The organism is Tateyamaria algicola (assembly GCF_047715485.1).
In the GTDB taxonomy this organism is placed as follows: Bacteria; Pseudomonadota; Alphaproteobacteria; order Rhodobacterales; family Rhodobacteraceae; genus Tateyamaria.
On record NZ_CP180422.1, the window covers coordinates 2,750,627 to 2,773,917 of the forward strand.

Sequence of the window (23,291 nt, forward strand, 5' to 3'; positions counted from 1 at the left end):
TGTCTTGCCCGACCTTGGCGGCATGGCCAAGATTTTTCGTCGAAAAATCGCCTTGTGCTACTCGAGCGTTGCGATGATGGCGCGCAAGGTGGGGATGCCGTCGCCTTTTTCGCTGGATGTCAGGATGATCTCGGGGAAGGCGGCGGGGTGTCGGGACAGGGCGGCGCGGGTCAGGTTCAGGACGTTTTCGCGGTCCTTGGCTTTGACCTTGTCCGTCTTTGTCAGCACACATTGAAAGGTCACGGCTGCGCTGTCGAGCAGGCTCATGATCTCTTCATCGACCTTTTTGACCCCGTGGCGCGCGTCGATCAGCACGAAGGCGCGGCGCAGGGTTTGGCGGCCCGACAGGTATTGCTTGAGCAGGCGCTGCCATTTCTCGACGACGGGCAGCGGCGCATTGGCATAGCCATAGCCGGGCAGATCAACGAGGTAGTGACTGTCGCCGGCGGTGAAATAGTTGATCTCTTGCGTGCGGCCCGGTGTGTTGGACGCACGGGCCAGCCCCTTGCGGCCCGTCAACGCGTTGATCAGGCTCGACTTGCCCACATTCGACCGCCCGGCAAAGCAGACCTCCATCCGGTCGGCCGGGGGCAGGCCGGACATGGCCACCACACCTTTGACGAACTCGGTCTCGCCCGCAAACAGCAGGCGTCCGCGTTCCTCGGTCTGGGGGTCGGGTGTTTCGGCGATGGGAAAGGGCAGGGTGGTCATAAGGGGGTAACCGTATCATGCGCGCGCACAGCACCGCCGCGAAGGACCTCGCATCGGACGGAAAAATCGCGATGGCCAAATGCATCGAGCGCCTTGAGGGTGTCTGCATCGCGCTTGCCGGTGTCGGGATTGCTGGCCGTGGCCAGGCAACGATCCGTGCGTTCCCGTGGACGCAGGATCGCCTCGCCGACCTGGATGTCCTGGCCCATCCAGTCGAATTCGACCCAAGGCGCGTCACTGTCAAACCAGATATTGCCGCGCCAGCGATGGATCGACAGGTCTTGCCCCAGTTGCGCCTCGACCGCGCGGTGCGAGGCCAGGTTGCACAGGGTGACCGAGGCGAAATCGCTGTCGGTATACCCGCGCCCATCTAGCCGCATCACGTGGCTTGGCAAGGCGCGGTTCTGCGGCACCAGCGGCGCGGTCCAGCCCACGATGGCGCCCGGTTCCCGGTCTGGATCAAAGGTCAGATCGGGCCGGTCGGGATGGGACAGCGTCACTGTTCCGGCGCTTTCATCCAGGCGCGCCGTGATCGCCATCAGCGCGGGTGCCTTGGAGGTGCGGCTGAAGCTGTGGCAGCTTGCCCACTCCCCGGGCACCGCCTTTGCGGCGTCATGTGCGACGGCCCAGACGCGATCCCAGGGCATCGCCTCCCCCTCGATCAGGGTCACTTCCGCGATCTCTTCGCGGCCATGGCTCTTGATCGGGTGGCGCCAGATGCTGGTGACCTGCATCACTTGCTGTCCGATTGGGTGCGTTTCTTGAAACTGCCGCGGATGTTGCCCATCAGGTCAGGTTTGTAACCCTGGCTGCGCATGATCAGGTATTGCTGCGTGAACGTGATCACGTTGTTCGCAATCCAGTAGACGACCAGACCGCTGGCAAAGCTGCCCAGCATGAACATGAACACCCATGGCATCCAGGCAAAGATCATCTGCTGTGTCGGATCGGTGGGGGCCGGGTTCAGCTTTTGCTGCAACCACATCGAGATACCGAGCAGCAGCGGCAGAATACCGATAAAGATCAGGGCCACGATCGATCCCGGCTCTGGCCCGGCAAAGGGCAGCAGGCCAAACAGGTTCATGATAGAGGTCGGATCGGGCGCGCTGAGGTCGCTGAACGGGCCAAACCAGGGGGCGTGGCGCAGTTCGATAGTGACAAAGATCACCTTGTACAGCGAGAAGAAGATCGGGATCTGCAGGAGGATCGGCAAACAGCCCGCTGCCGGGTTCACCTTTTCCTTCTTGTAGAGCTCCATCATGCCCTGCTGGAGCTTTTGCTTGTCTTCGCCCGCTGACTCTTTCAGCTTTTCCATCTGCGGCTGCAGTTCTTTCATCTTGGCCATCGAGACGTAGGATTTGTACGCCAGCGGGAACAGGACGGCCTTGATGATCAGGGTCAGTCCGATGATGGACCAGCCCATGTTGCCGATCAGCTTGTTCAACTCGTGCAGCAGCCAGAAAATCGGTTTGGTCAGGAAAAAGAACCAGCCCCAGTCGATGGAGTCGATGAATTTTTCGATGCCGTTGCTTTGGTAGTTGCGGATGGTTTCCCATTCCTTGGCGCCGGCAAAGACCTGGCTGGTGACGCTGGCCGAGGCGCCTGCGGCGACGGTTTTGGTGTCTTGCTTGGCCGTGGTCTGGTAGATGTCGCGCGTGGCGTCGTGGAAGGTTTCGACGCGGGTTGTGTCATTCTGAGGCGCGATCAGCACCGTTTGCCAGTAGTGATCGGTGAAGCCGGCCCACCGCGCTTCTTGTCCGGCCTCGACGTCGCGTTCGCTGTAGGTGTCGAAATCGTTCCAGTCGGTTTCGAGGTATTCGCCCTGGGCGAATTGGACGGCGCCCTCGTGAACCACCCAGATGCCGGTGACATCCTCGGGCAGACCGTGCCGGGCCAGAACGCTGTAGGGGGCCAGGGCCACCTGGGCATCGCCGGTATTGGTGACGGTTTGCGTGACGGTGAACATGTAATTGTCGTCGATGGCGATGGTGCGGTCAAAGGACAGGCCTGTGCCGTTTTCCCATGTCAGTGTGATCGGGGTGTCGGGCCCCAACGTTGCGCCGGGTTCGGCCTGCCAGATCGTGTTGGGCCCCGGCACATCGTCGGGTGTGAGGCCTGCGCCTGCCGCCCATCCGTAAAGTGCGTAATATGCCCCGGCCTCACCAACGGGCGACAACATCTTCACGATGTCCGAACCCTCATCAAGCGATACTTTGTAGTCTTTCAGTGCCAGATCATCGATGCGGCCACCCAAAAGCGAGATCGAACCGGTCAGGCGTGGAGTTTCGAGCGGCACGCGCGCGGCGGTTTCGACCGGGTCCGTCGCAACTGGTGCATCAGCCGTGGCAGAGGGCGTTCCAGCCGTCGTTGGCACAGTGGCTTCGGCGCCGGTTGTCGTGGTTTCGGCCTGTGGCGCCTCGGTCACCAGCGGTGTGTCTGGTTCCGGCGGAGGGAACAGCACAAACCAAACTAGGATCACGAGGAAACTGAGTGCCGTTGCAAGAATGAGGTTCTTGTTCTGATCGTCCATCGGGGACTGCCACCTGCTGTCTGAAACGTTGGTCGGGTTCAACAGAGTGCGGGGGCAAAGGTCAAGCGGATTCGCCTGATTTCCTCAGGGGACACTGCCAGGTTGCGTTATCGCGTGAGGGTCACGGTCTGGCGGAGTGCGAAGTTTTCGCCAGCGGTTCCGTGCGGTGGTCCGGCCCTTCGTGCACTGTGATGCGGTCGGTGCACATCCAACGCTGCCCGTGTTTCGTTAAGGCATTTGCCGCAGGGCTCAATTGGTGCGCCGGTATGGGATCGTGGGTGCGTCTTGCAACTTGGCCTCATGGGCGCGCACCCAATCCAGTGTCTTTTCAAACGGCATGGGGCGCGCAATTCCAAAGCCCTGCACATAGTCGCATCCCAATTGCGCGAGCAAGGCATGCTCCCCCACGGTTTCGACACCTTCGGCCAGGGTTTCGACGCCCAGACGCTCTGCCATGGTCAGCACGGCGCTGATCATGCGCTGCTGCTCGGGGTCGCGATCCGCCTTCATCACGAAGGATCGGTCAATCTTGATCCTTCCAACGCCAAAGCGCCGGATGGACGCGATGGAGGCATGGCCCGTGCCGAAGTCATCCAGATCGACACGGCAGCCCAAAGCGGTCAGCTTGTTGATGTTGCGGGTGATCGTATCGTCGGAGGTGTCGGTGACGACTGTCTCAAGGATTTCGACGGCCAAACGGTCCGGAGTGAGGTCGAAACGATCCAACTCCCAACGCACCTTGTCGACAAGGCGCGGATTGCTCAGCTCGGACCCGCTGAAGTTAACGCCCACATGTGGCACGTGCAGCCCTGCGGAATCCCATGCCTTGAGCGCCGTGAAGGTGTGGTAGATCATGACTTCTGCAAGTCGTTCCAACAGGCCCGCATCCTCGATAGCAGGCAGAAATTCGGCTGGGGAAATTGCGCCGCGATCCGTATGGATCCAGCGCGCGAGCGCTTCGAAACCGGACACTTTGCCCGTATCCGTTGAAATCTGCGGCTGAAACCAGGGCTGAATCTGCCCCCGTTCCAGAGCGATGGCGACCTCGTCGCGCAGCCCGGCGCGGTTCTTGAGGCGCGAATGCAGTTCAGTCGAATAGGCGCGTACAGAGGTCGGGCCGCGCCGCTGCGCCTCGTTCAGGGCGGCAATCGCGCCGTTGACCCAATCCTGACCCGTCACGCCGGGCGCCCGGTTCAGCAGGCAAAACCCGATGCTGGCAGACATGTAGACCGAGGTGCCGTCGATCGCGATTGGTTCCTCGATGGCTTGCTGCAGCCGACCGCTCAACTGGATGCAGCTTTCCAGGTCCAGATGACGAACCGGGGCAAGGCAAATCCCGAAACGGCAATCTCCGATACGGCTGATCGTGTCCATATCGCGCGAGACGGACTGGATGCGATCACCAATGGATTTCAACACCTGATCAATCGCACCCGGTTCAAACCGATCCGACAAAGCGCCGAATTCGTCCAGTTCGATGGCGAAGATTGCACTTGTCATATCCGCGCCGGGCCCATCCTCGCGAACGATCTGGGCCTTGGGAACAAAGGCGTCAGGCGCAACCAGCCCCGATTTCGCAGCACGCGCAACGCGGCGGTTCACGAGCCCCTCGAACCCGCCGAACAGCAGCCAGACCACGGGCACAGCCAATGCAACAATGACAAGTGTGGGTTCCCCGCCCAGCCAGAACCCCGCCAGTGTCAGGGCAGGGATGAAGGCGAGCATTTGTGGCCCCGACAAGGCCGAAACAGCCTTGTGTCGCAGGTCTGTGACCGGTGTGGGCAGGCGAAAGCGCATCTGAGATCCCTTCAAAGCAGCGCCAGCCGAGCAGAGTGGCAAGCCCGCATAGTGCTAGAAGGGCTTGGTAACTCGCTCTTTAACGCAGCACGGGAATGTCGCCGGGATTTTCCTCAAATTGCTCGGAGTTTCGTGCAAGACCGGCAAAATCGAACAATTTGGGATCAAGCAGGTGCGACGGGCGCGCGTTCATGAGCGCGCGAAACATCACTTGTCGCCGGCCGGGGCTGTTGGCCTCCCATCCATCAAGGATCTGTTTCACCTGCTGGCGCTGCAAACCGTCCTGGCTGCCACATAGATCACAAGGAATGATGGGATAGTTCATCGCCCGGGCAAAGGCCTCGCAATCGGCCTCGGCCACATGTGCCAGCGGGCGATAGACGAACAGGTCGCCTTCTTCATTCACCAGTTTCGGGGGCATGGTCGCCAAACGGCCACCGTGAAAGAGGTTCATGAAGAACGTCTCGAGGATGTCGTCGCGATGATGGCCCAACACGACCGCAGAACACCCCTCTTCGCGGGCGACGCGGTAGAGGTTGCCCCGCCGCAGCCGCGAACACAGCGCGCAAAAGGTCCGCCCTTGTGGCACCTTGTCGACGACGATGGAGTAGGTGTCCTGATACTCGATCCGGTGGGGCACCTGCATGCGTTCGAGGAAGTCGGGCAGCACGGTCGCCGGAAATCCGGGCTGACCCTGATCCAGGTTACACGCCAGCAGATCGACGGGCAGCAATCCGCGCCATTGCAATTCGTGCAGCACGGCCAGAAGGGTGTAGCTGTCCTTGCCACCGGATAGGCACACAAGCCAGCGGGCGCGCGGGGCGTTTGCATCCACCATCCCGTATTGTTCGATCGCTTCGCGCGTGTAGCGCACGATCCGCTTGCGCAGTTTCTTGAATTCCGTGCTGCGAGGCGCGCCCGCGAAAAGCGGATGGATGTCGTCGCTGTCATCTAGCATGGCGCGTGCCCTCTGGATCGGTTCACGCGGCTTATACCACGCGGGGCGTGAACCAAAAGGGGCGCGGTTGCGTACCCTTTGAAACGCAAAGGGACATTTGGATGACACGCATTTTGATGGTGATGGCGCTGGGCCTGCTTGCGGCTTGCACGGGCAAACCGGCACTGGATGACGCGCCATTGTCGGATCGCAAACTGAACCTCGAAGAGTTCTTTGACGGGCATGTGGTGGCCTATGGCCAGTTTCAGGATGTGTTCGGCACCGTGCGGCGCCGCTTTGATGTGGACATCAACGGCACGTGGGACGGGCAGACGCTGACGCTGGTCGAAGACTTTGTCTACGAGGACGGCAGCACGGAACAACGGGTCTGGTCTCTGCTCAAGACCGGCGCGGATACCTGGACGGGCACGGCGCCCGGCGTGATCGGAACGGCCAAAGGGGAAGAGCGGGGCGATACGTTCAACTGGCGCTACACCATCGACCTGCCGGTTCCCGATGGCACCTTGCGGGTGACGTTCGATGACTGGATGTGGTTGCTGAGCGATGATCGCCTGCTGAACCGCGCCTATATGAAGCGGGCGGGGGTCGATATCGGTGACGTGATCATCACTTTTGAAAAGCAGTGATCAGGGATCGTCCCGCTCGGGCACCGGATCATACCCGTCGCCACCCCAGGGATGACACCGCCCGATGCGACGGGCCGCCATCCACGCGCCCTTGATCGCGCCATGTTTCTCCAGCGCGTCCAGTGCATATGCGCTGCAAGTGGGCTGATAGCGGCAGTTGAACCCGACCCACGGGGAAAAGATCAGCCTGTAGGCGCGCACAGGCAGAGAGACAACAAAGGCAAGGGGCGTCATGACGACCGCTCCAGCGCTGTGCGCAGATCGGCAAGCATTGCATCGAAGGGGCGGCTGGCGGTTACATCGGCGCGCCCGATCAGCACATAATCCATGCCAGCGCGGCCATGATGCGGCAACACGAGCCGGGCGATTTCGCGCAGGCGGCGTTTGGCGCGATTGCGGGCCACCGCATTGCCGACCTTTTTGGAGCAGGTGAACCCGACGCGGATCGGCCCATCTGCTGCGCGGCGGCGGTACTGCAGGATAAACGCGGGCATGGCGACACGTTTGGAGCGGGCGGCTTTGAGGAAGTCAGCGCGCTTTGTCAGTGTCTCCAAATGCAAACATCCCGCCGGTGGCGCTCCCTCTCCAACGCTGGCGTTGGACAATGGGGCCTCCGGCGGGGTCATTTGAAAAACCTGTTTGGCGCGGTTACGCGCTCAACGACTTCCGGCCGCGGGCGCGACGGGCGTTGAGGATCTTGCGGCCAGCTTTGGTTGCCATGCGCGCACGGAAACCGTGACGCCGCTTGCGCACGAGGTTCGAAGGTTGGTAGGTGCGTTTCATCGCATTGGCTCCGGTATCTTTTGGCCTGTTCGCCCGCGGATTCGGGACAAGGCAGCATTCGAAGCCCGTCCTCTAAAGGGGCAGGGGGAGCAAGTCAAACCCTTGGCCCGGGAAAAATGCGATTGCTGCAACAAAACCGCCGCTGCAGCGCGCCATATGTTTCAACCGGGCACGTATCGCGGTGAAAAGTCACAGAATCGGGCCATTTCGTTCAAGCGCCCGTGAGAAGCCTGTTTTCAGGGGTGCCGGACCCGCATTTTCAAGTCACAACGCCCAGAAGCAGGGCGGAGATGATACAGTGACACGAAGGGGACGGACATGTCCGATACCAGCCAACCCGGCAAGGCGAACGTAATGCGGCACCTGCCCCTGATCGGAATTCTGATCGTGGCGGCCATTGGGGCCTTCACGCTCAAGGACTATCTCAACTTTCAGACGCTCGCGGACAATCGCGAGGCGTTGCTGGCCTTTCGCGACGGCAACTACGTGCTGACCGCGCTTGTTTTTGTTGCGGCATATGTCGTCGTTGTGGCGTTTTCCCTGCCTGGTGCGACGGTCATGACGCTGACAGGCGGGTTCCTGTTTGCGACCTTCCCCGGCTCGCTGTTTAACGTGATCGCCGCCACGTTGGGCGCGGTGGGCATCTTCCTGGCTGCGCGGTACGGCCTTGGTGAAAAGCTCGCGGCCAAGATGGACACCAGCCAAGGCGCTATCAAGAAGATCAAGGCCGGGATTGATGAAAACCAGTGGTCGATGCTGTTCCTGATGCGACTTGTCCCTGCAGTTCCGTTTTTTGTAGCCAACCTGCTGCCCGCCTTGGTGGGTGTTTCGCTGGCGCGCTACGCGGTGTCGACCTTCCTTGGTATTATTCCTGGCGCGGTCGTTTTTACATCGGTTGGTGCGGGCCTTGGCGAAGTGTTCGATCGGGGTGAAACGCCCGACCTGGGCATTATCTTTGAACCGGCGATCCTGTTGCCGATCCTTGGCCTGTGCGCCTTGGCGGCCCTTCCCATCGTCATCAAGGCCGTACGCGGACAAAAAGGTATCTGAGGCAGATGAAACGTATCAAGACTGATGTTCTGGTCATCGGGGCCGGGTCAGGCGGGTTGTCGGTTGCGGCCGGTGCCAGCCAGATGGGGGCCGATGTGGTCCTGCTGGAAGGGCACAAGATGGGCGGCGACTGCCTCAACTACGGCTGTGTGCCGTCCAAGGCCCTGATTGCAAGCGGCAAGATGGCCTATGGCCAGGCCCACAGTGCGCCTTACGGCGTGGCCAACGCCGCACCGCAGATCGACTATGCGGCGGCCAAGGATCACGTGCATGACGTGATTGCGCAGATCGCCCCTGTCGACAGCCAGGAACGGTTCGAAGGTTTCGGCGTCAATGTGATCCGCGAGTTCGGGCACTTTATCTCGAGTACCGAGGTGCAGGCGGGCGATACGGTCATCAAAGCCCGGCGCATCGTCATCGCCACGGGGTCGGGCCCGCTGGTGCCGCCCATCGACGGGATCGATACGGTGCCTTACCTCACCAATGAAACGCTATGGGAACTGCGCGCGCGGCCCGAGCATTTGCTGATCATTGGCGGCGGTCCCATCGGGATGGAAATGGCGCAGGCCCATGTGCGCCTCGGGTCGAAAGTGACGGTAATCGAAGGGGCCAAGGCGCTGGGCAAGGACGACCCTGAAATGGCTACCATCGTGCTGGACAACCTACGCGCAGAAGGTGTCGAGATTGTCGAGGACGCGCTGGCCGAAAAGATCGAAGGGGATGCGGGCAGCGTCACCGTCCGCACCAAGGATGGGCGCAGCTATTCCGGCTCGCATCTTTTGGTGGCCGTGGGGCGCAAGACCAATACCGACAAGCTGAACCTCGAGGCTGCGGGCATCGAAACCACGCGCACAGGTGTCAAAGTGGATGCGTCCATGAAGACCAGCAATCCCAAGGTCTACGCCATTGGGGATGCGGCGGGGGGGCTGCAATTCACCCACGTGGCGGGGTATCACGCCGGGGTCATCATCCGCTCGATGCTGTTTGGATTGCCGTCCAAGGCCAAGACCAATCACATCCCATGGGCCACCTATACCGACCCAGAACTGGCGCAGGTGGGTCTGACCGAGGCAGACGCGCAAAAGGAGTACGGCGACAAGCTGGAAGTCGTGCGGTTCGAGTATGCCCATAACGACCGCGCGATTGCCGAGCGCAAGACAACCGGCCTGATCAAGGTGATGGTGGTCAAGGGGCGGCCCGTCGGCGCCTCAATCGCTGGATATCAGGCGGGCGAGTTGATCAACCTTTGGTCGCTTGTGCTGGCCAACAACATGAAGATGAGCCAGGTGGCGGCGATGGTGTCGCCTTACCCGACCATCGGTGAAGTCAACAAACGCGCCGCCGGAGCCTATTTCAGCCCACGACTGTTCAAAAGTGATCTGGTCAAACGGGTGGTGGGGCTTGTGCAACGCCTCATTCCCTGACCACATGACGCCATGTTGAATTCACTATCCGGCCGCTTCCTGATCCTGACGACAATTTTCGTCATGCTGGCCGAAGTCCTGATCTTTGTGCCGTCCATTGCGCGGTTCCGCGAAGAGTTTTTGCAGAACCGTCTGGAGCGGTCCCAGATCGCGTCGCTGGCTCTGTTGGCTGACGACATGATCGATAGTGAGTTGGAGGCGGAACTGCTGCAAAACGCCGGTGTGTTCAATGTTGTGCTGCGCCGTGACGAGGTGCGCCAGCTCATGCTGTCGACGCCGATGCCACAGCCCATCGATGCGACCTTTGATCTGCGTGACGGAACGGCGCCAGTACTGATCCGGGACGCAATGATGCGGCTGCTTGAGCCTGAGAACAAGGTGATCCGGGTCATTGGTGCACCCGTGCGCGAGGCCGGGCTGTTGATCGAGATCACCATGGAAACAGCGCCGATGCGCGCGGCGATGCTGGATTACGGCGTGCGTATTCTGGTGCTGTCGGCCGTCATTTCGATTGTGACGGCGATGCTGTTGTTCGTTGCTGTGCGCGCCATCATCGTCAAACCCATCCGGGGTGTGGTCGGGCATATGCAGCGCTATGCAGCCGCCCCCGAAGACGTGCGCCGCATCATCACACCCAACGCCGGCGTCACCGAGTTGCGCGAAGCCGAAGAAGCGCTGCGCAGTCTGCAAACAGAGCTGATCTCGGCCTTGCGGCAAAAGGATCGGCTCGCCCAACTCGGCTCGGCCGTGTCCAAGATCAGCCACGACTTGCGCAACATCCTTACCTCGGCCCAGCTGTTCACCGACCGGATCGAAGCGTCCGAGGATCCGCTGGTGCGGCGGATGGCGCCCAAACTGGTTGGCTCGATCACCCGCGCGGTGCATCTGTGTGAAAGCACGCTGGCCTTTGGCAAGGCCGAAGAGCCGAGCCCCACGCTGACGATGGTCACGCTGGATGATGTGGTAGCCGACGTGCTCGACAGCGAGCGCCTCGCGGTGGGTGATCATGACCTGAGCCTGAGCGAAAGCATTCCGCCCCTGTTTACCATGCGGGCTGATGCCGAACAGTTGTTCCGCGTCATCTCGAACCTCGTGCGCAACGCCCGCCAGGCCATCATCGCAAGTGGGGAGCCGGGCGAGATCAACGTGTCCGCCTATGAGGATGAGGACAATTGGTGGATTGAGGTCGCCGATACCGGCCCCGGCCTGCCCAAGCGCGCCCAAGAGCATCTGTTCACACCCTTTCAGGGCGGCGTCAGCAAGGGCGGGACGGGGCTTGGCCTTGCCATCGCACTCGAGTTGATCCGGGGCCATGGTGGCGCACTGGAACTTGATCGGACGGGGCCGACCGGAACTGTCTTTTCCATCCGCCTGCCCAAGGGGGACGGTATTTGAGGGCAGGCGCTCTTTTGCCCAGATAAGCCCTTGCATTGCCCGAGCCACGGGACTAAACCGCCCGCCAGTGGACCGATAGCTCAGCTGGATAGAGTACCTGACTACGAATCAGGGGGTCGGGGGTTCGAATCCTCCTCGGTCCGCCACTTCCCAATTGTAAGGCGATACATAGTTCTTCCTTCTGCGACAGAACTTTTCCTTTGCCGACGCACAGCTTTGCTTTTGATGAGTATGGGTTGGCGGGTCAGACTTCCCCTATCAAAACAGGTTTTGAGCGAAGCCCTTCAGGGCGTTCGTCTCTAAAACCTGCTCCCTGCGAGGGTTGGGGGTAGCAAGTGCAATACAATTCGACTGGGTTGGTGCGGCCTACAGGCGCAGCCGAGGACACGGCCCGGTCTAGTTGTGTTGCAGGCGCGTGGGGACGAAGTCCCCTAGTTCTTCCTAAACTCGGGGCGGAAAGCGGACGTTCGCTGCAGGTGCGAAATCACACGTTCGAACGCGTTTAGCCAGACATTTACAACTTTAACCGTGCCACCTCTGGAGTAACTCCAGCGCTAAGTTCAGCGATGCCTAAAACGCAAACGTTCGTTGCATTCCAAGTGAAGCAGCGTCGTCTCGAAAGTTCTAGGAAATTTGTCTCAATGCCAGCGATCTGGGTACGTTTGAAGAAGATTTGCTTCAGATCCACTTTTTAGGCGTGAAGGAATGTTGGATTGGTCGAAGGCGCAGATTTTGTGACCATACATTGGTGTATGGCCATCATAATTCGGAAATGCTGTCACAGACGGGACGTTTGCAACGGATTCCAGGCGGTCTCGCATTCAACCGATTATTAAGGTCAGTTGGCTTGTCCATTCGGCGAGATCAGCATGCCTGAACCTGGCTGGAAAGTGGCGTTGCGCAAAGTATGAGTCGTAGTGTTTAAGTGAGACCCGTTGCCGCCATGACTAGGTGGAATTGGTCAGTTTAGAGCGCTGATAAAGTTTAATCAGCGGCGTTACATTGCGGTTCGGGTGTTGCGTTTTGTCCGTGCTACCATTTGTTACTTGGCTTAGAGCTGTGCCCAGAACATCGGTTGGTCGAAAGCCGAAGTGTTTGCGGAACAGCCTGGAAAAATACGCTATGTCTGAAAAAGCCCAGTATCGCGCCACCCGAACAACTGCGCCCCGCTGCGGTTCTGTGTTCGCCAGATCATCAAGCGCACATTCAAGACGTTGTTTTAAGATATACTGTTGTATGCCGCCTTCCCTTTCAAACACCTTATGTAAAAACTCGTTAGAAACACCTAACGCGGCACTGACTTGCCTCGCATCAAGTAGCGGATTTCGCAGGTTGTCTTGCACGTAACAGCGCGCAGCAACCGCGCGCGCAGGTTTGTCTGAATGATCACCTATACCATTTTGATGCCATCCATTGATGAAATACCTCAGAAGGCCGCAAAGCCCATCCGACAGGGACAATGCTTCCGTTATTGAAGCGTCGGGCAGCAACTCCAGCAGCAATTCGAGATTGCTGCGCAATGCGCGACCGATGGCCGTATCAATTGGTATCTGCATCAGCCTTGGATGCCTGCTAGGATCATAGCCGACTGATACGTATGGGAAGGTGAAGCTGACATAGTCAACATTCTCAGTATTGGCGTGAAACGGCTGGTGAAAGTCGAACAAAGTCAGATGAGACGACTTCATTTCCAAGTCTTTTTCGCCCATCACGCCCTTGGTGAAGCCCGAACGATGCAGGCGCAATACCAGCAGATCCTCCCGCTCGACGGCAAATCTCTCGACTGAGCGTCGCACGATGTTTCCGCTTACCGAGTATTCCCCCAAAATGGTGCTGCCGATCCGATAGGACAGCGCGGTGGCGTACATGGACTCCTCTGCAGGCCGGTTGCGTTCCAGACGAAACAGGCCGGAGTTCAATGATTGCCATGCATCCCAACGGAACCTTGCTTCCAGATTTGAAGTGTCCAATTGGACTCTTGGAAGAACATATTTTTTTGTCATTTTGGCTTCATCCGGGCGAATGCCCCGCCTCTCCGACAGTTGAATGCTCTGAACAGCGATCCATGCTTGTACCATTGACACTGGTCAGGTTCGCCGACCGCGTTCGGCTAGTAGGCACCTGAGCTACGAATGTCTTCAGTCACGCCGGCTAGTGACATTAGGCAGCAGTATTAACCTCGACTGCCTCAAAACCGGCCAGGGTCAAGCAGACGACTTCGCTGGAAAACCAGGGCGGCACCGCGCAGTTTTTTGCGCGTAGGTTTCTTTCAGTTGGATGTTGGTTTGTTTGTTCGCAGGGGTGGGAAGTCTGTCCCTGTTCCCCTCGTAGAGGTTAATCAGCGGATTGAACTGAAACTTCAGTTTCTTGGGCGTTGTGATGTATGGAGCCGGGCTTGCCAGATCGGACCCCAGAACATCGCTCGGCCGGACATTGAAACGTTCGCGGAACAACCTGGCGAAGTGTGCTTGGTCTGTGAAGGCCCAGTGCTTGGCAACTTTTACAACCGCGCCGCGTTTGGGTTCGGTTTTGGCAAGCTCGACGCGCGAGCGCTCAAGACGCTTCTGAAAAATAGCACGTTTCACCCCACCCTCGGCTTCGAACATCCTGTAGAGCACTGCCCGCGAAATGCCGATCACGTTGCAAATCATGTCTGTGTCCAGACTGACATCTCGCAGGTTTTCTTCGATGAAACGACGCGCAGCCACCTCGCGCGATTGGGTGAATTGTCTTTGGACCGTTTCATGACGCAGGTCTCGGCTGATCAGCCCCTTGAGCAAGCCACAGAACCCGTCTCCCATTGCCATCGCATCTTCGGTGGAGCTGTGTGGAATGCCTTCCAGCATCATCTCGAGGTTGCTCAGCAGGACGCGACCGGCTGGCGACGCCCTATCAAATTGCATGAACTCTTGATGTTTGGAGGGATCGTAACCGATCTCGGAAAACGGCATCGAGATGTAGATATAGTCGCAGCTTGCAGTGTTGCAGCTGATCGACTGATCGAAGTTAAAAAGCGTAAAACGCAGTGGTGAAAACTCCATGCTGCGATCACTCATCACGCTTTTGGTCACACCCTTGTAGTTCAAAGACAGTATCAACCGCTCTTCGGACTGGAGGGGTAAACCCCGAGGGTTGCGATGAAAAAAGGTGGCATCATGCGTGTTCCGGCCAACAATCGTCTGCCCGCAGCTGTAGAAATCTGATTTGGCGCGCATCGTCGATGGATCGGCGATGTTCGGTTCGACATCCATCAAACCCTTGTGAAACTCACGCCACACATCCCAACGATCCGAGGGCTCGAATTGCGAAAGATCAAGGCAGGCAGATGGTAACGCGGTGTTACTTGTCATGGCTTCCGCTCCATCAAGTGCGCAAGGTTAAGTGCAAACGAAGTTCTGTCTTGAATTGCTGACTTCCATGCCGAGTATGTCGTGGCGGTCAGTTGGGCTAGATCGGACTTTGGCGGGGACAAAGCCAGTTGGTGATAATGACGGCGCTTAATTTCCAACATATTATACCTCAATTTATACCTTCATTTTTGTCCGACGTCTGCAAAATCAGGTCGGTAGGAATACTGGTCTTTTTTTTCGGCCATCCCCCTGTCCCAAAAAGGAAAACCCGCTTGGACAAGTAGGGATAGCGCTTGGGTTCGGTTAATATTGGGGTCTGTTTTTCAGGATTTTAGAACCCCACACACTTGTGAAGGTGTGGTCCACAAACTCTGAGACTCACATCCAAAGTGAGCGCCGGTCGTGCACAACTTGCAGTCGATTCGGGCAAAATTTCTGGAAAGACGCTCGGCCAAAAGTAGACACTATGTTCTCCGAATTGGGTCTGGGTGCCACGGGACGTCGCCTTGGGAGGATGTCGTCTCGATAGGAAAGGATGCGCTTGACGTGCCCTTGGTCCAATCTGTGTTCCGGTCGCGGCAAGTGGGTGGACCAATGCCGGGGAAGCCCATCATTGGCCTTTAGGTGAAACCTATAGACGGGCATGATGCCTATTTCGCCAAACCGCAGGACGAGGCTGTAGGGTGTTGAGATGGCGCTAATGCGCCACCTTCTGTAGGCTCAGTGCCCGACGGACAGGATTGGTTTTCCGTTTGAGTGGTGACGCTCTGCAAGTTTTTTCATGGACATGCCACTTTTCGGAATTGGCCGCGCTGATTGCGGCTCGAAATCCTCATCAAGTAGCTTCGGGAACAGTACCATGATCTCGTCTCTTGCGGCGGGCGGCACGGCCTTCAAGGCTTCCGGTCCGGTGAAGAGGCTTTCGGTTGGCGCGCCATTGGAGAAGACAATCTCGTGCTCGTCAAACAGCATGTGAAAATACTCCACACCCTCGACTACGGTGTCTACTTCAAACCCGTCCAGAACCAGCAATTTTTTGGCAGCGATCAAAACTTCACGCATGCCGAACATACGCTCTGCAATGACGGACCGAACAAGTACCCTATGCTGCGGAGAGACAAGCAAGTCACGCTCGGGCAACCCACATCCTAACGCGCCCGCACGAATGCGAATGGGCCTGAGGTTGGGATGCATCTCGAGGTCAATTGCATCAAGCCGACGCGAACCGATCCAACGGATCGGACGGAACCCATGATCCATGGTCAGCACAAAGTCCCCCGGAACCAACGCTTCGACTTCTGTCAGGCCTTCGCGAGCGGCAATTTGGGTTCCACGCGCAAAACAGACAACATTGAAGTTGATGTTTTCAAAGTTCTCGAACGAGATGTTGCCAACTTGGCCATCTTCATCGCCGCCAGTGATCTGGAAGGTCCCGCCTTGAACATTAGGCCCGTTTTCAATTGAGTCGATTACGTCGCTGAAAACCGTGCCCGTGCCAGGACCGAAGGCAATCGATGGGTTTCCGCCTGTTGGCGTGAACACCCCAACCGCGTTGTCATCCAATCCCGATATGTCCGCGGTGGTGTACCCGGTGCCGGTATCAGAGATGGTGATCGTGTCAGCCTCGTCCGCGTTTTCGCCCGCGACGAAATTCTCGACCGATGTCAGGGTATCTGTGCCGGAGTAGTACCTTCCCGTGGCTGTGCCATTGCCGTCATCGTTCACGTCAACGTCTATCGTTTCATCACGACGAACCACGTTACCCAGATCAATATTGCCATCGACGCTACCGTCGAGCGCATCCAGTGTCTGCAGATCGGCGGCTGAGATTAGATAACCCCCACCGGTGTTTTGCGTACCATTGACTGTAATACCACGCGCGCCGATCAGCAGATCATCCAAACCGTCGCCATCTACATCGCCGGCTGAAGAAACGGAAAATCCAGCCCGGTCAGCCCCATCTGCTCCGGTGAACTGATAAGATCCTCCGGTTCCGGCGACGTCGCCGACATCAATTGCGCCATCGCCATTGCCATCCAGCGCTGCCAGGTCTTTTGCAAGTATTAGGTAGCTTTCGCCCGAGTTGCCGCCACCGCCGTCGGCATCTCTGGAACCAATGATCAGATCATCCAGCCCATCGCCATCCACATCCCCGGCAGAGGAGGCGACAAAGCCAGAGGTACTGCCGACTGTTTCGACAAACTGATACGAGCCGCCGGTTCCTGCGACATCGCCAAGATCAATCTCGCCGTCGCCATTGCCGTCCAGCGCCGCAAGGTCCCTGCCCAAGATCAGGTAACTCTGGTCGCCGCTGACAAGTAGATCGTCCAGCCCGTCGCCGTCGACATCCCCCGCAGAGGAAAGATCCCGACCGGAAAAATCATGCGCATTCGCGCCAGTGAATTGATAAGACCCCCGGTTCCCGCGACATCGTCCAGATCAATTTCGCCGTCTCCATTTCCATCAAGGGCGGCGAGGTCTTTGCCCAGGATCAGATAGCTTTCACCAGATTCTGCACCGCCGCCATCCGCTCGGCCTGCGCCTATGATCAGATCGTCCAGCCCATCGCCATCCACGTCCCCGGCCGATGAAACTGAACGACCGGCATCGTCAGCGGTTGACGCGCCCGTGAATTGATAGGACCCCCCAGTCCCCGCGACATCGCCCAGATCAATTTCACCGTCGCCATTGCCATCAAGAGCGGCGAGGTCTCTGGCCAAAATCAAGTAGCTTTCGCCAGAATTGAAGCCACCGCCAGCGGCACCACTGGCACCAATGATCAGATCATCCAGCCCATCACCGTCAACATCTCCTGCGGAAGAAACAGAGATGCCTGCGTTATCTCTCGAGCCATCACCATTGAATTGATAGGATCCGCCGGTTCCGGCCACATCCCCGAGGTCAATTTCGCCGTCGCTATTGCCATCAAGTGCAGCAAGGTCTCTGGCCAAAATCAAGTAGCTTTCGCCAGAATTGAAGCCACCGCCATCGGCAATACTGGAACCAATGATCAGATCATCCAGCCCATCGCCGTCCACATCTCCAGCCGAGGAAATGGAGACGCCGGACTGGTCGTCCATGTCTGCGCCGTTGAACTGATACGATCCACCCGTCCCTGCAACATCACCAAGGGAGATTTCATGATCCCCATCAGCGTCAAGTGCGGCGAGATCCCTGCCCAGGACAAGATAGGTCTCTCCGTTAATGGCGAAGGTGCCGCTGTTCGCGTCCGCGTTGATCGCTGAAATTATGAAGTCCGCGATACCATCGCCGTCCACATCCCCGGCAGACGCAACATCATGCCCGGCAAAACCTCCGAGGTCGTCGCTAGTGAAGCTGTATGACGTTGTGTTGAACTCATCGGTGCTTTGATAGGTATCGCGCCCCGTGCCCCCGTCGATCGTGTCGTCGCCCAGGCTGGCAACAATCGTGTCATCACCCGCGCCAGCTTGAATCACATCGTCATTGTTGCGTGCCGCATTGTCGTTGTTGTCGACACGGTCCAATTCCGGGTCACCCAGATAGTCGACGCCGATGCGATCTGCGCCAGCGGTGCCTTCGACAACGCCGTCGTAGAAGATGCTGTTGAGATCGATAATGCCGTCTTGACCTGTGCCGTCATCATCTGCGGCCGCCAAATCTGCACCGGACAGTAGAAAGGTTTGCCCGGGACCGGTTGTGGTGGGGTTGATGGAATCGTTTGGCGCCGAGATGTAGAAATCCGCCAATCCATCGCCATCGACGTCACCGGCAGTGTCGACCTCTCGACCGAATTCTGAACCGGGGCCTGTCCCGATGAACTGGTAGGAGCCGTCCTGATCATTGATGTTATTGAGATCGATGATGCCGTCCACGACCCCATCTGCGGCATCGGCGGCTGCCAGTTCAGCTCCGGAAAGCAAGAAACCCCCGCCTGCGTTTTCTCCACCGGCATCCAAGAAAGGACCTCCAAAGAGGATGTCGTCGATACCGTCGCCATCTACATCGCCTGCGGACGCAACCTCGGTTACGAATGAGAAGGGCGAGGTAGGTTCGATGAATTGGTATGAATTGCTTTGCGCCGCAATATTGGCTTGCTGGATCACCCCATCCGATGTGCCATCGGCCGCGTCGGCGGCAGCCAGGTCGGACGCATTGAGGATGTAGGATGCGACTCCAGTATCTGTGGAAAGAAGCAGTTCGCCAACCCCGTCACCATCCACATCACCCGAAGACACGGCGCTGATGCTTCCGCTGATTTGGTATGATCCATCTTGAGCAGCGATATTGCCCGCGTCGATAATCCCATCGACCGTCCCATCCGCGGCATCCGCCGCCGCAAGGTCAGCGCCAGATACGAAATAAGTCTCTCCAGGAGTAGGGCTCAGATTGGTTGATGATGCCTCGATAAGAAAGTCATCCAAGCCATCGCCGTCAATATCTCCGACCGAAGCAAATTCGGTTCCCAGCCGGCCGCCATCGCCAGGCCCGAGGATTTGATAAGACCCGGATTGGTTCGCGATGTTTTCCAGATCAACGATACCATCAACAGTCCCATCTGCGGCATCCGCAGCCGCCAGATCGGTTGTGTTGATCAAAAAAGCCTCACCGCTGCCGTCGCCATTGGAGGTATTGTTTACGGCGCCGCCGATCAGCAATTCGTTGATACCGTCACCGTCCACGTCTCCGGCGGACGCGACCGCGCTTCCTGTGTCACCTAATGAGGTTCGATCAATTCCAAGCAGCTCGTAAGACCCAGATTGATCGGCAACATTGCCGAGATCGATGATCCCATCCGCACTGCCATCTGCAGCATCCGCCGCAGCCAGGTCACCGGCTGAGATCAAGTAGGCTCCGCCATCCAAAACGGGGCCTTCGGATTTTCCAAACGCTCCGATGAACAGATCATCCACTCCGTCACCATCGATATCCCCGACCGAAGAGACGGAAATACCGGCCCTGTCCCCCAGCTCGGCACCCACGAATTGATAGGACGTGTTTTGGGCGCCCACATTTTCCAGGCTGATGACCCCATCCACAGTGCCATCTGCTGCATCCGCAGACTCAAGATCTGCGGCCGAAACAAGATAGGTAGACCCTGTTTCTGCGCCGCCAGTATCGGATTGGTTCGCGCCAATGATCAGGTCATCAAGCCCGTCCCCGTCAAAATCACCCGCAGATTTGCTCGACAGGCCCGCAGTATCATTCGGGTTTTCGCCCAAAAATCTATAAGATGTGATCGCCATAGGCCAATCCTCGCTTTCGACGTTAGTGTTGGGCTACGCGTCAGGCGCAGGATCAAAGGGGAAGTGAAGGCGCACGAAGTCGCCATCCGGCTGTTGCCTCGCAAAAATCTCGGCACCGCTTTCAGTCAGTTGCCCGATAAGGACGTATGAGTTCAGCGCATCGGCGACCAATGTCTGGACGTCACCAACCGTGCGAAAAGCCACGCGCGTCCGCAGACCGGCCAAAACCTCGCTCGACAACGTGATCGTCACTTCGGACTGCCGCGCTGCTGTCTCACCGTTTTTTTCTTCAATTGTATCAGCCATTTTTCCTCTACCGCTGCGGGCAATGGGGGATTGCCACTCTGTACGAATGTTCAATTTTGCGGAGATCAGAATAGCGTTCGGGGGCGCGGCGATCTTTGGATGGGCGTCTCGGAGAAAGCTGAACACACGGTATTTGGAACAGCGCAGAGCCGGGGTCACAGACCGCTGTGTTTCAATTGGAAACAACGGTCTACTTTTCGGCGAATTAGCTCTTTTTTGTAAGCAAATTTGAACGCGTGGCGAATCGCCACTCAAATGCCACCCCTGATTGCACTGGCTCTCTCGCCGATGTGGTGGCCCTGTCTGTGCTGTTTCCTGCGTTCAAACGGTTGAGTGTCCAGCATGGCTAAGAAAGGCTCCGAGGCCCTGCCTTCGATAAGCCGGTTGCGTCACTTGCGTTTGCCCTGGCGGCGGCTATTCATTCTCTTGGCCATAGGTCGCCAAGAAGGTGGTTTAAGTCTTGGAGAGTGGCGAGAGCGTTTTGGCTGCGTGCCGCTGAAAAACAGGCGCAAAGTGACCTGAACCGACTTTGCGCCGCCGCATTGTCAGCAGGCACCCAGAATACAAAGGCAAAGTCTTGGGCACGATCCCCAGGTAAAACGACTTTGCAATACAGCACGTCTCCCTTTCTGCGACAGGGCACCGAAGCCTCCACTCCTACTCTCCGAGTTCGGTACACGAATGCATTTGACACATGCCTGAACATGTCAAAAGGCAATTTGAAAAGCGGCGCATCATCAAGCGGAATGTCAGTCAAAACGCTCCTGATTTTGAAGGCCAAGGCGGAGGATCTCGTTTTCAGCGCTCGAACCTCGGGGGTATCCACGCAGTCAAAAATCTGGAATTTCGAAGTAGTCTGTCGGTTCCAGACAATCAGCGACACCGCCTTGGATGTCGCAACTGTCGACAGAATTGCATCCACCTCTCTGACACAGAATGGATCCGCCTGCTCACGTTGAAAACTGGTAACAAGGGTTTTTGTCAGCTCGAATTTCTGGTCAGAGTAACGTTCTCGGACATAACCGAAATTCTGAAAAACTTTGAGAATACGCAACGTTCCGTCATGTGAGACGTTCAAAATCCGGCTGAGTTGTACGGAAGAGAGGGGACCGAAGTTGGCAAGGTACCTTATAGTGGAGACCAGAAGTGCCAGCGATCGCGCATCCATTGTCTCAAGCTTGCCTTGACGAAAGTATTGCTTGGACTGTTCGGTGCCTTCCTCAAGCAGCCGCCTCATCCTAGGGCCCTGACACCGCGGGATTTCTTCCAGTATTGCCGAGAAACTCGGATGCTACTGTCACCGGTCACAACCGGATCGTTGTCTTCTGCCGTCGCGCATTTACAAAATTGACTGCGCATCAGAGCCTTCACATGATGCGTGTGGGAGCAGGAACGTGAGATTGCGCGAAACATTCATCGATGTCGCTTGCATAGGCGACCGCCTTGGCTCCGTTCACATAGACAATGTCTTGAGTCTCAAACTCCATCGACCAAAACTGGCGGCATCGCTTGTCAGTGTAGTAGACAGTTGACCCATCGATGAGATCTTTCGCGGCAACCATTGGCCCCGGGCGTCCCGTCACTCTCTCTACACCGGGATTAGTGGGTGATATGGGTTGGTCAGGTCCAACGTGCAGGTCCAGATGTGTGCCAAAGCGGCCTGATTTGATACAGATACCCTTGATGGCTTCAGTTGCATGAACCAGTCTTACCTGCAGCGATTGCATGCTACGTGCACCAACCGACCACGTGATCACGCGATCATTCGGCTTCAAAGCTTCAATCGCCACTTCACCTCTTAACGTGAGGATTTGGGTCCCGGAGGCGAACCCGATCTTGCGCTTCAAGTCAACAGCACTGCCTGTCGCTCTCAACGATGCTACGCTTAGCGATCGTGACATTTTTCATCCTCGTTCACTCAGTCTCATGCAAAAAAGGCCAGCACAGCACCTGAACATCACTCGATCATGCGTCACCACGTACTGGACCTGCGGGCCTATATTTACAGGGCATTCGACACTGCGTCTTTGGATGTCCGTCTCGATTTTGGTTGGGCCGAGCACGTTTCAGCACGGTGGCCTGCACACGCGATTTCGCTAATCGGTCGTTTCCGACACACACAATAATTCGAGACGGACATCCAAAGACTCGAACCTCAAAGACTGCAAATGGTGGACTCTGAATGCGCGGGCAATGGCCCATCAAGCCAAAGGGGATCTATTGTGTTGGTTTTTCTTTCTATGCTGAGCTCTATCGCTTTGGGGTCGCTCTTTGTCGGGACGGCGGACGATGACGAGATTCATGGGTCCGAAGAAAATGATCGCATCCTCGGCGCTGACGGGAACGATCTGATTTTTGGATATGACGGGGACGATACACTTGGCGGTGATAACGGGGAGGACACCATCCGAGGAGGTCTGGGCAATGACGACATCTCCGGCCACCTTGGCAGCGACGAACTTTATGGTGAAGACGGCGATGACAGTTTGCGTGGGTTCGCGGGTGACGATCTGATCCAAGGCAACGCGGGCAACGATTTTGTACGCGGCAATGGCGGTGACGACAGCCTCGCCGGTGGCCCCGGCGACGATACCGTACTGGGGGATATCGGGGATGATACCCTGCAGGGCAATGCCGGTGATGACACGATCACGGGTGGCAACGGCGCGGACAAGGCAGAGGGCGGCAGAGGCAACGACTACATCGACACGTCCGGAACGGAGGGCCCATTGCCGGATCGCGGTTACCCATTCCTGTTCGAAGCCGACGATGACCCCTTGAATGACGCCGATACCGTCAATGGCGGTTCCGGATCAGACACGATCCTGACAGGTGATGACGAGGACGTCATTCACGCTGGCGGGCAGGCTGACTATGTTGATGCGGGTGTAGACGACGATTTCGTTGACGCCGGATCTGGCGACGACACGGTCATTGGTGGGGAAGGCAGCGACCTTATTCGAGCGAGGGACGGAAATGATCTGGTCTATGGTGGCCTTGATCCAAGCTTGCCGGACAACCTCAACATCGAAGATGACGGCACAGGTTTCCCCGGCCCTGATCAGCGACCGGACAATGGCCGCGATACCATTTTTGCAGGTGCAGGTAACGACACGGTTTTCGGAGCAGATGACGA

The 23,291-nt window shown here is 57.8% G+C and carries 19 protein-coding genes, 1 tRNA gene and 1 pseudogene; 6 read left to right on the plus strand and 15 right to left on the minus strand.

All coding sequences use genetic code 11. The annotated features are described in order from the left end of the window. Nucleotides 1-57 precede the first annotated feature (57 nt). From yihA to ttcA, 5 genes are all read right to left on the minus strand, one after another. Complete coding sequence (yihA, locus tag ACMHLQ_RS16100) at nt 58-711, minus strand: ribosome biogenesis GTP-binding protein YihA/YsxC (RefSeq protein WP_415401711.1); 654 nt, start codon at nt 709-711, stop codon at nt 58-60. Further along, complete coding sequence (locus tag ACMHLQ_RS16105) at nt 708-1,445, minus strand: MOSC domain-containing protein (RefSeq protein WP_415401712.1); 738 nt, start codon at nt 1,443-1,445, stop codon at nt 708-710. The genes yihA and ACMHLQ_RS16105 overlap by 4 nt, the downstream gene beginning before the upstream one ends. Further along, nucleotides 1,445-3,241: a membrane protein insertase YidC gene (gene yidC / locus ACMHLQ_RS16110; protein ID WP_415401713.1), complete on the minus strand. Its 1,797-nt coding sequence runs from the start codon at nt 3,239-3,241 to the stop codon at nt 1,445-1,447. Before yidC ends, ACMHLQ_RS16105 begins: the two co-directional genes overlap by 1 nt. 249 nt (nt 3,242-3,490) lie before the next feature. Then, nucleotides 3,491-5,038 (minus strand): putative bifunctional diguanylate cyclase/phosphodiesterase, encoded by a 1,548-nt coding sequence (locus tag ACMHLQ_RS16115; RefSeq protein ID WP_415401714.1) that lies wholly within the window; start codon nt 5,036-5,038, stop codon nt 3,491-3,493. 79 nt (nt 5,039-5,117) lie between these two features. Further along, on the minus strand, nt 5,118-5,996 hold the full coding sequence (ttcA, locus tag ACMHLQ_RS16120) for a tRNA 2-thiocytidine(32) synthetase TtcA (RefSeq protein ID WP_415401715.1): 879 nt from the start codon (nt 5,994-5,996) through the stop codon (nt 5,118-5,120). Between the two features lie 101 nt (nt 5,997-6,097). On the opposite strand from ttcA, the gene ACMHLQ_RS16125 reads away from it, so the two are divergent. Beyond that, complete coding sequence (locus tag ACMHLQ_RS16125; protein WP_415401716.1) at nt 6,098-6,622, plus strand: DUF3833 domain-containing protein; 525 nt, start codon at nt 6,098-6,100, stop codon at nt 6,620-6,622. Here ACMHLQ_RS16125 and yidD read toward each other — a convergent pair whose 3' ends face one another. From yidD to rpmH, 3 genes are read right to left on the minus strand one after another with little or no spacing between them, the layout of a single operon-like run. Further along, complete coding sequence (gene yidD, locus ACMHLQ_RS16130) at nt 6,623-6,856, minus strand: membrane protein insertion efficiency factor YidD (protein ID WP_415401717.1); 234 nt, start codon at nt 6,854-6,856, stop codon at nt 6,623-6,625. Further along, nucleotides 6,853-7,248 carry a ribonuclease P protein component gene (rnpA, locus tag ACMHLQ_RS16135; RefSeq protein WP_415401718.1) on the minus strand — a complete coding sequence of 132 codons (396 nt, stop codon included), beginning with the start codon at nt 7,246-7,248 and terminating at the stop codon, nt 6,853-6,855. Before rnpA ends, yidD begins: the two co-directional genes overlap by 4 nt. A gap of 22 nt (nt 7,249-7,270) precedes the next feature. Continuing rightward, nucleotides 7,271-7,405 carry a 50S ribosomal protein L34 gene (gene rpmH, locus ACMHLQ_RS16140; RefSeq protein WP_005980833.1) on the minus strand — a complete coding sequence of 45 codons (135 nt, stop codon included), beginning with the start codon at nt 7,403-7,405 and terminating at the stop codon, nt 7,271-7,273. Nucleotides 7,406-7,723: 318 nt separating this feature from the next. On the opposite strand from rpmH, the gene ACMHLQ_RS16145 reads away from it, so the two are divergent. The 4 genes from ACMHLQ_RS16145 (at nt 7,724) to ACMHLQ_RS16160 (ending at nt 11,420) form a co-directional block, all read left to right on the plus strand. Continuing rightward, nucleotides 7,724-8,455 (plus strand): TVP38/TMEM64 family protein, encoded by a 732-nt coding sequence (locus ACMHLQ_RS16145; protein WP_415401719.1) that lies wholly within the window; start codon nt 7,724-7,726, stop codon nt 8,453-8,455. A gap of 5 nt (nt 8,456-8,460) precedes the next feature. Next, nucleotides 8,461-9,879, plus strand: coding sequence for a dihydrolipoyl dehydrogenase family protein (locus tag ACMHLQ_RS16150; RefSeq protein ID WP_415401720.1), 1,419 nt, complete (start codon nt 8,461-8,463; stop codon nt 9,877-9,879). Between the two features lie 12 nt (nt 9,880-9,891). Next, nucleotides 9,892-11,274, plus strand: a complete 1,383-nt coding sequence (locus tag ACMHLQ_RS16155) for a sensor histidine kinase (protein WP_415401721.1) — start codon at nt 9,892-9,894, stop codon at nt 11,272-11,274. A gap of 69 nt (nt 11,275-11,343) precedes the next feature. Further along, nucleotides 11,344-11,420: transfer RNA gene (locus ACMHLQ_RS16160), tRNA-Arg, on the plus strand. A gap of 801 nt (nt 11,421-12,221) precedes the next feature. Here the strand turns inward: ACMHLQ_RS16160 and ACMHLQ_RS16165 are convergent. From ACMHLQ_RS16165 to ACMHLQ_RS16195, 7 genes are all read right to left on the minus strand, one after another. After that, complete coding sequence (locus ACMHLQ_RS16165) at nt 12,222-13,352, minus strand: helix-turn-helix transcriptional regulator (RefSeq protein WP_415401722.1); 1,131 nt, start codon at nt 13,350-13,352, stop codon at nt 12,222-12,224. A 126-nt stretch (nt 13,353-13,478) separates the two neighbouring features. Continuing rightward, a complete protein-coding gene (locus tag ACMHLQ_RS16170; protein WP_415401723.1) occupies nt 13,479-14,624 on the minus strand; it encodes a helix-turn-helix domain-containing protein in 1,146 nt (381 codons plus the stop codon). A 720-nt stretch (nt 14,625-15,344) separates the two neighbouring features. After that, complete coding sequence (locus tag ACMHLQ_RS16175) at nt 15,345-16,913, minus strand: Hint domain-containing protein (RefSeq protein WP_415401724.1); 1,569 nt, start codon at nt 16,911-16,913, stop codon at nt 15,345-15,347. 2 nt (nt 16,914-16,915) lie between these two features. Then, nucleotides 16,916-19,849, minus strand: a complete 2,934-nt coding sequence (locus ACMHLQ_RS16180; RefSeq protein WP_415401725.1) for a beta strand repeat-containing protein — start codon at nt 19,847-19,849, stop codon at nt 16,916-16,918. Nucleotides 19,850-19,882: 33 nt separating this feature from the next. Then, nucleotides 19,883-20,314 carry a hypothetical protein gene (locus tag ACMHLQ_RS16185; RefSeq protein WP_415401726.1) on the minus strand — a complete coding sequence of 144 codons (432 nt, stop codon included), beginning with the start codon at nt 20,312-20,314 and terminating at the stop codon, nt 19,883-19,885. Between the two features lie 259 nt (nt 20,315-20,573). Then, nucleotides 20,574-21,392 (minus strand): hypothetical protein, encoded by an 819-nt coding sequence (locus ACMHLQ_RS16190; RefSeq protein WP_415401727.1) that lies wholly within the window; start codon nt 21,390-21,392, stop codon nt 20,574-20,576. Nucleotides 21,393-21,522: 130 nt separating this feature from the next. After that, nucleotides 21,523-22,002 (minus strand): Hint domain-containing protein, encoded by a 480-nt coding sequence (locus ACMHLQ_RS16195; RefSeq protein WP_415401728.1) that lies wholly within the window; start codon nt 22,000-22,002, stop codon nt 21,523-21,525. A 393-nt stretch (nt 22,003-22,395) separates the two neighbouring features. Here ACMHLQ_RS16195 and ACMHLQ_RS16200 point away from each other — a divergent pair. After that, nucleotides 22,396-23,283 (plus strand): annotated as a pseudogene (locus ACMHLQ_RS16200) (calcium-binding protein); the annotation flags it as partial. Nucleotides 23,284-23,291 lie beyond the last annotated feature (8 nt).

Excerpts from the sequence above, each read along its gene's own strand:
- rpmH (WP_005980833.1), bottom strand. The coding sequence starts at position 7,405 with ATGAAACGCACCTACCAACCTTCGAACCTCGTGCGCAAGCGGCGTCAC.
- yidC (WP_415401713.1), bottom strand. The coding sequence starts at position 3,241 with ATGGACGATCAGAACAAGAACCTCATTCTTGCAACGGCACTCAGTTTC.
- ACMHLQ_RS16150 (WP_415401720.1), top strand. The coding sequence starts at position 8,461 with ATGAAACGTATCAAGACTGATGTTCTGGTCATCGGGGCCGGGTCAGGC.
- ACMHLQ_RS16190 (WP_415401727.1), bottom strand. The coding sequence starts at position 21,392 with ATGAGGCGGCTGCTTGAGGAAGGCACCGAACAGTCCAAGCAATACTTT.
- ACMHLQ_RS16180 (WP_415401725.1), bottom strand. The coding sequence starts at position 19,849 with ATGGCGATCACATCTTATAGATTTTTGGGCGAAAACCCGAATGATACT.
- yihA (WP_415401711.1), bottom strand. The coding sequence starts at position 711 with ATGACCACCCTGCCCTTTCCCATCGCCGAAACACCCGACCCCCAGACC.
- ACMHLQ_RS16170 (WP_415401723.1), bottom strand. The coding sequence starts at position 14,624 with ATGACAAGTAACACCGCGTTACCATCTGCCTGCCTTGATCTTTCGCAA.
- ttcA (WP_415401715.1), bottom strand. The coding sequence starts at position 5,996 with ATGCTAGATGACAGCGACGACATCCATCCGCTTTTCGCGGGCGCGCCT.
- ACMHLQ_RS16115 (WP_415401714.1), bottom strand. The coding sequence starts at position 5,038 with ATGCGCTTTCGCCTGCCCACACCGGTCACAGACCTGCGACACAAGGCT.
- rnpA (WP_415401718.1), bottom strand. The coding sequence starts at position 7,248 with ATGACCCCGCCGGAGGCCCCATTGTCCAACGCCAGCGTTGGAGAGGGA.
- ACMHLQ_RS16155 (WP_415401721.1), top strand. The coding sequence starts at position 9,892 with ATGTTGAATTCACTATCCGGCCGCTTCCTGATCCTGACGACAATTTTC.
- ACMHLQ_RS16125 (WP_415401716.1), top strand. The coding sequence starts at position 6,098 with ATGACACGCATTTTGATGGTGATGGCGCTGGGCCTGCTTGCGGCTTGC.
- ACMHLQ_RS16145 (WP_415401719.1), top strand. The coding sequence starts at position 7,724 with ATGTCCGATACCAGCCAACCCGGCAAGGCGAACGTAATGCGGCACCTG.
- yidD (WP_415401717.1), bottom strand. The coding sequence starts at position 6,856 with ATGACGCCCCTTGCCTTTGTTGTCTCTCTGCCTGTGCGCGCCTACAGG.
- ACMHLQ_RS16105 (WP_415401712.1), bottom strand. The coding sequence starts at position 1,445 with ATGCAGGTCACCAGCATCTGGCGCCACCCGATCAAGAGCCATGGCCGC.
- ACMHLQ_RS16165 (WP_415401722.1), bottom strand. The coding sequence starts at position 13,352 with ATGGTACAAGCATGGATCGCTGTTCAGAGCATTCAACTGTCGGAGAGG.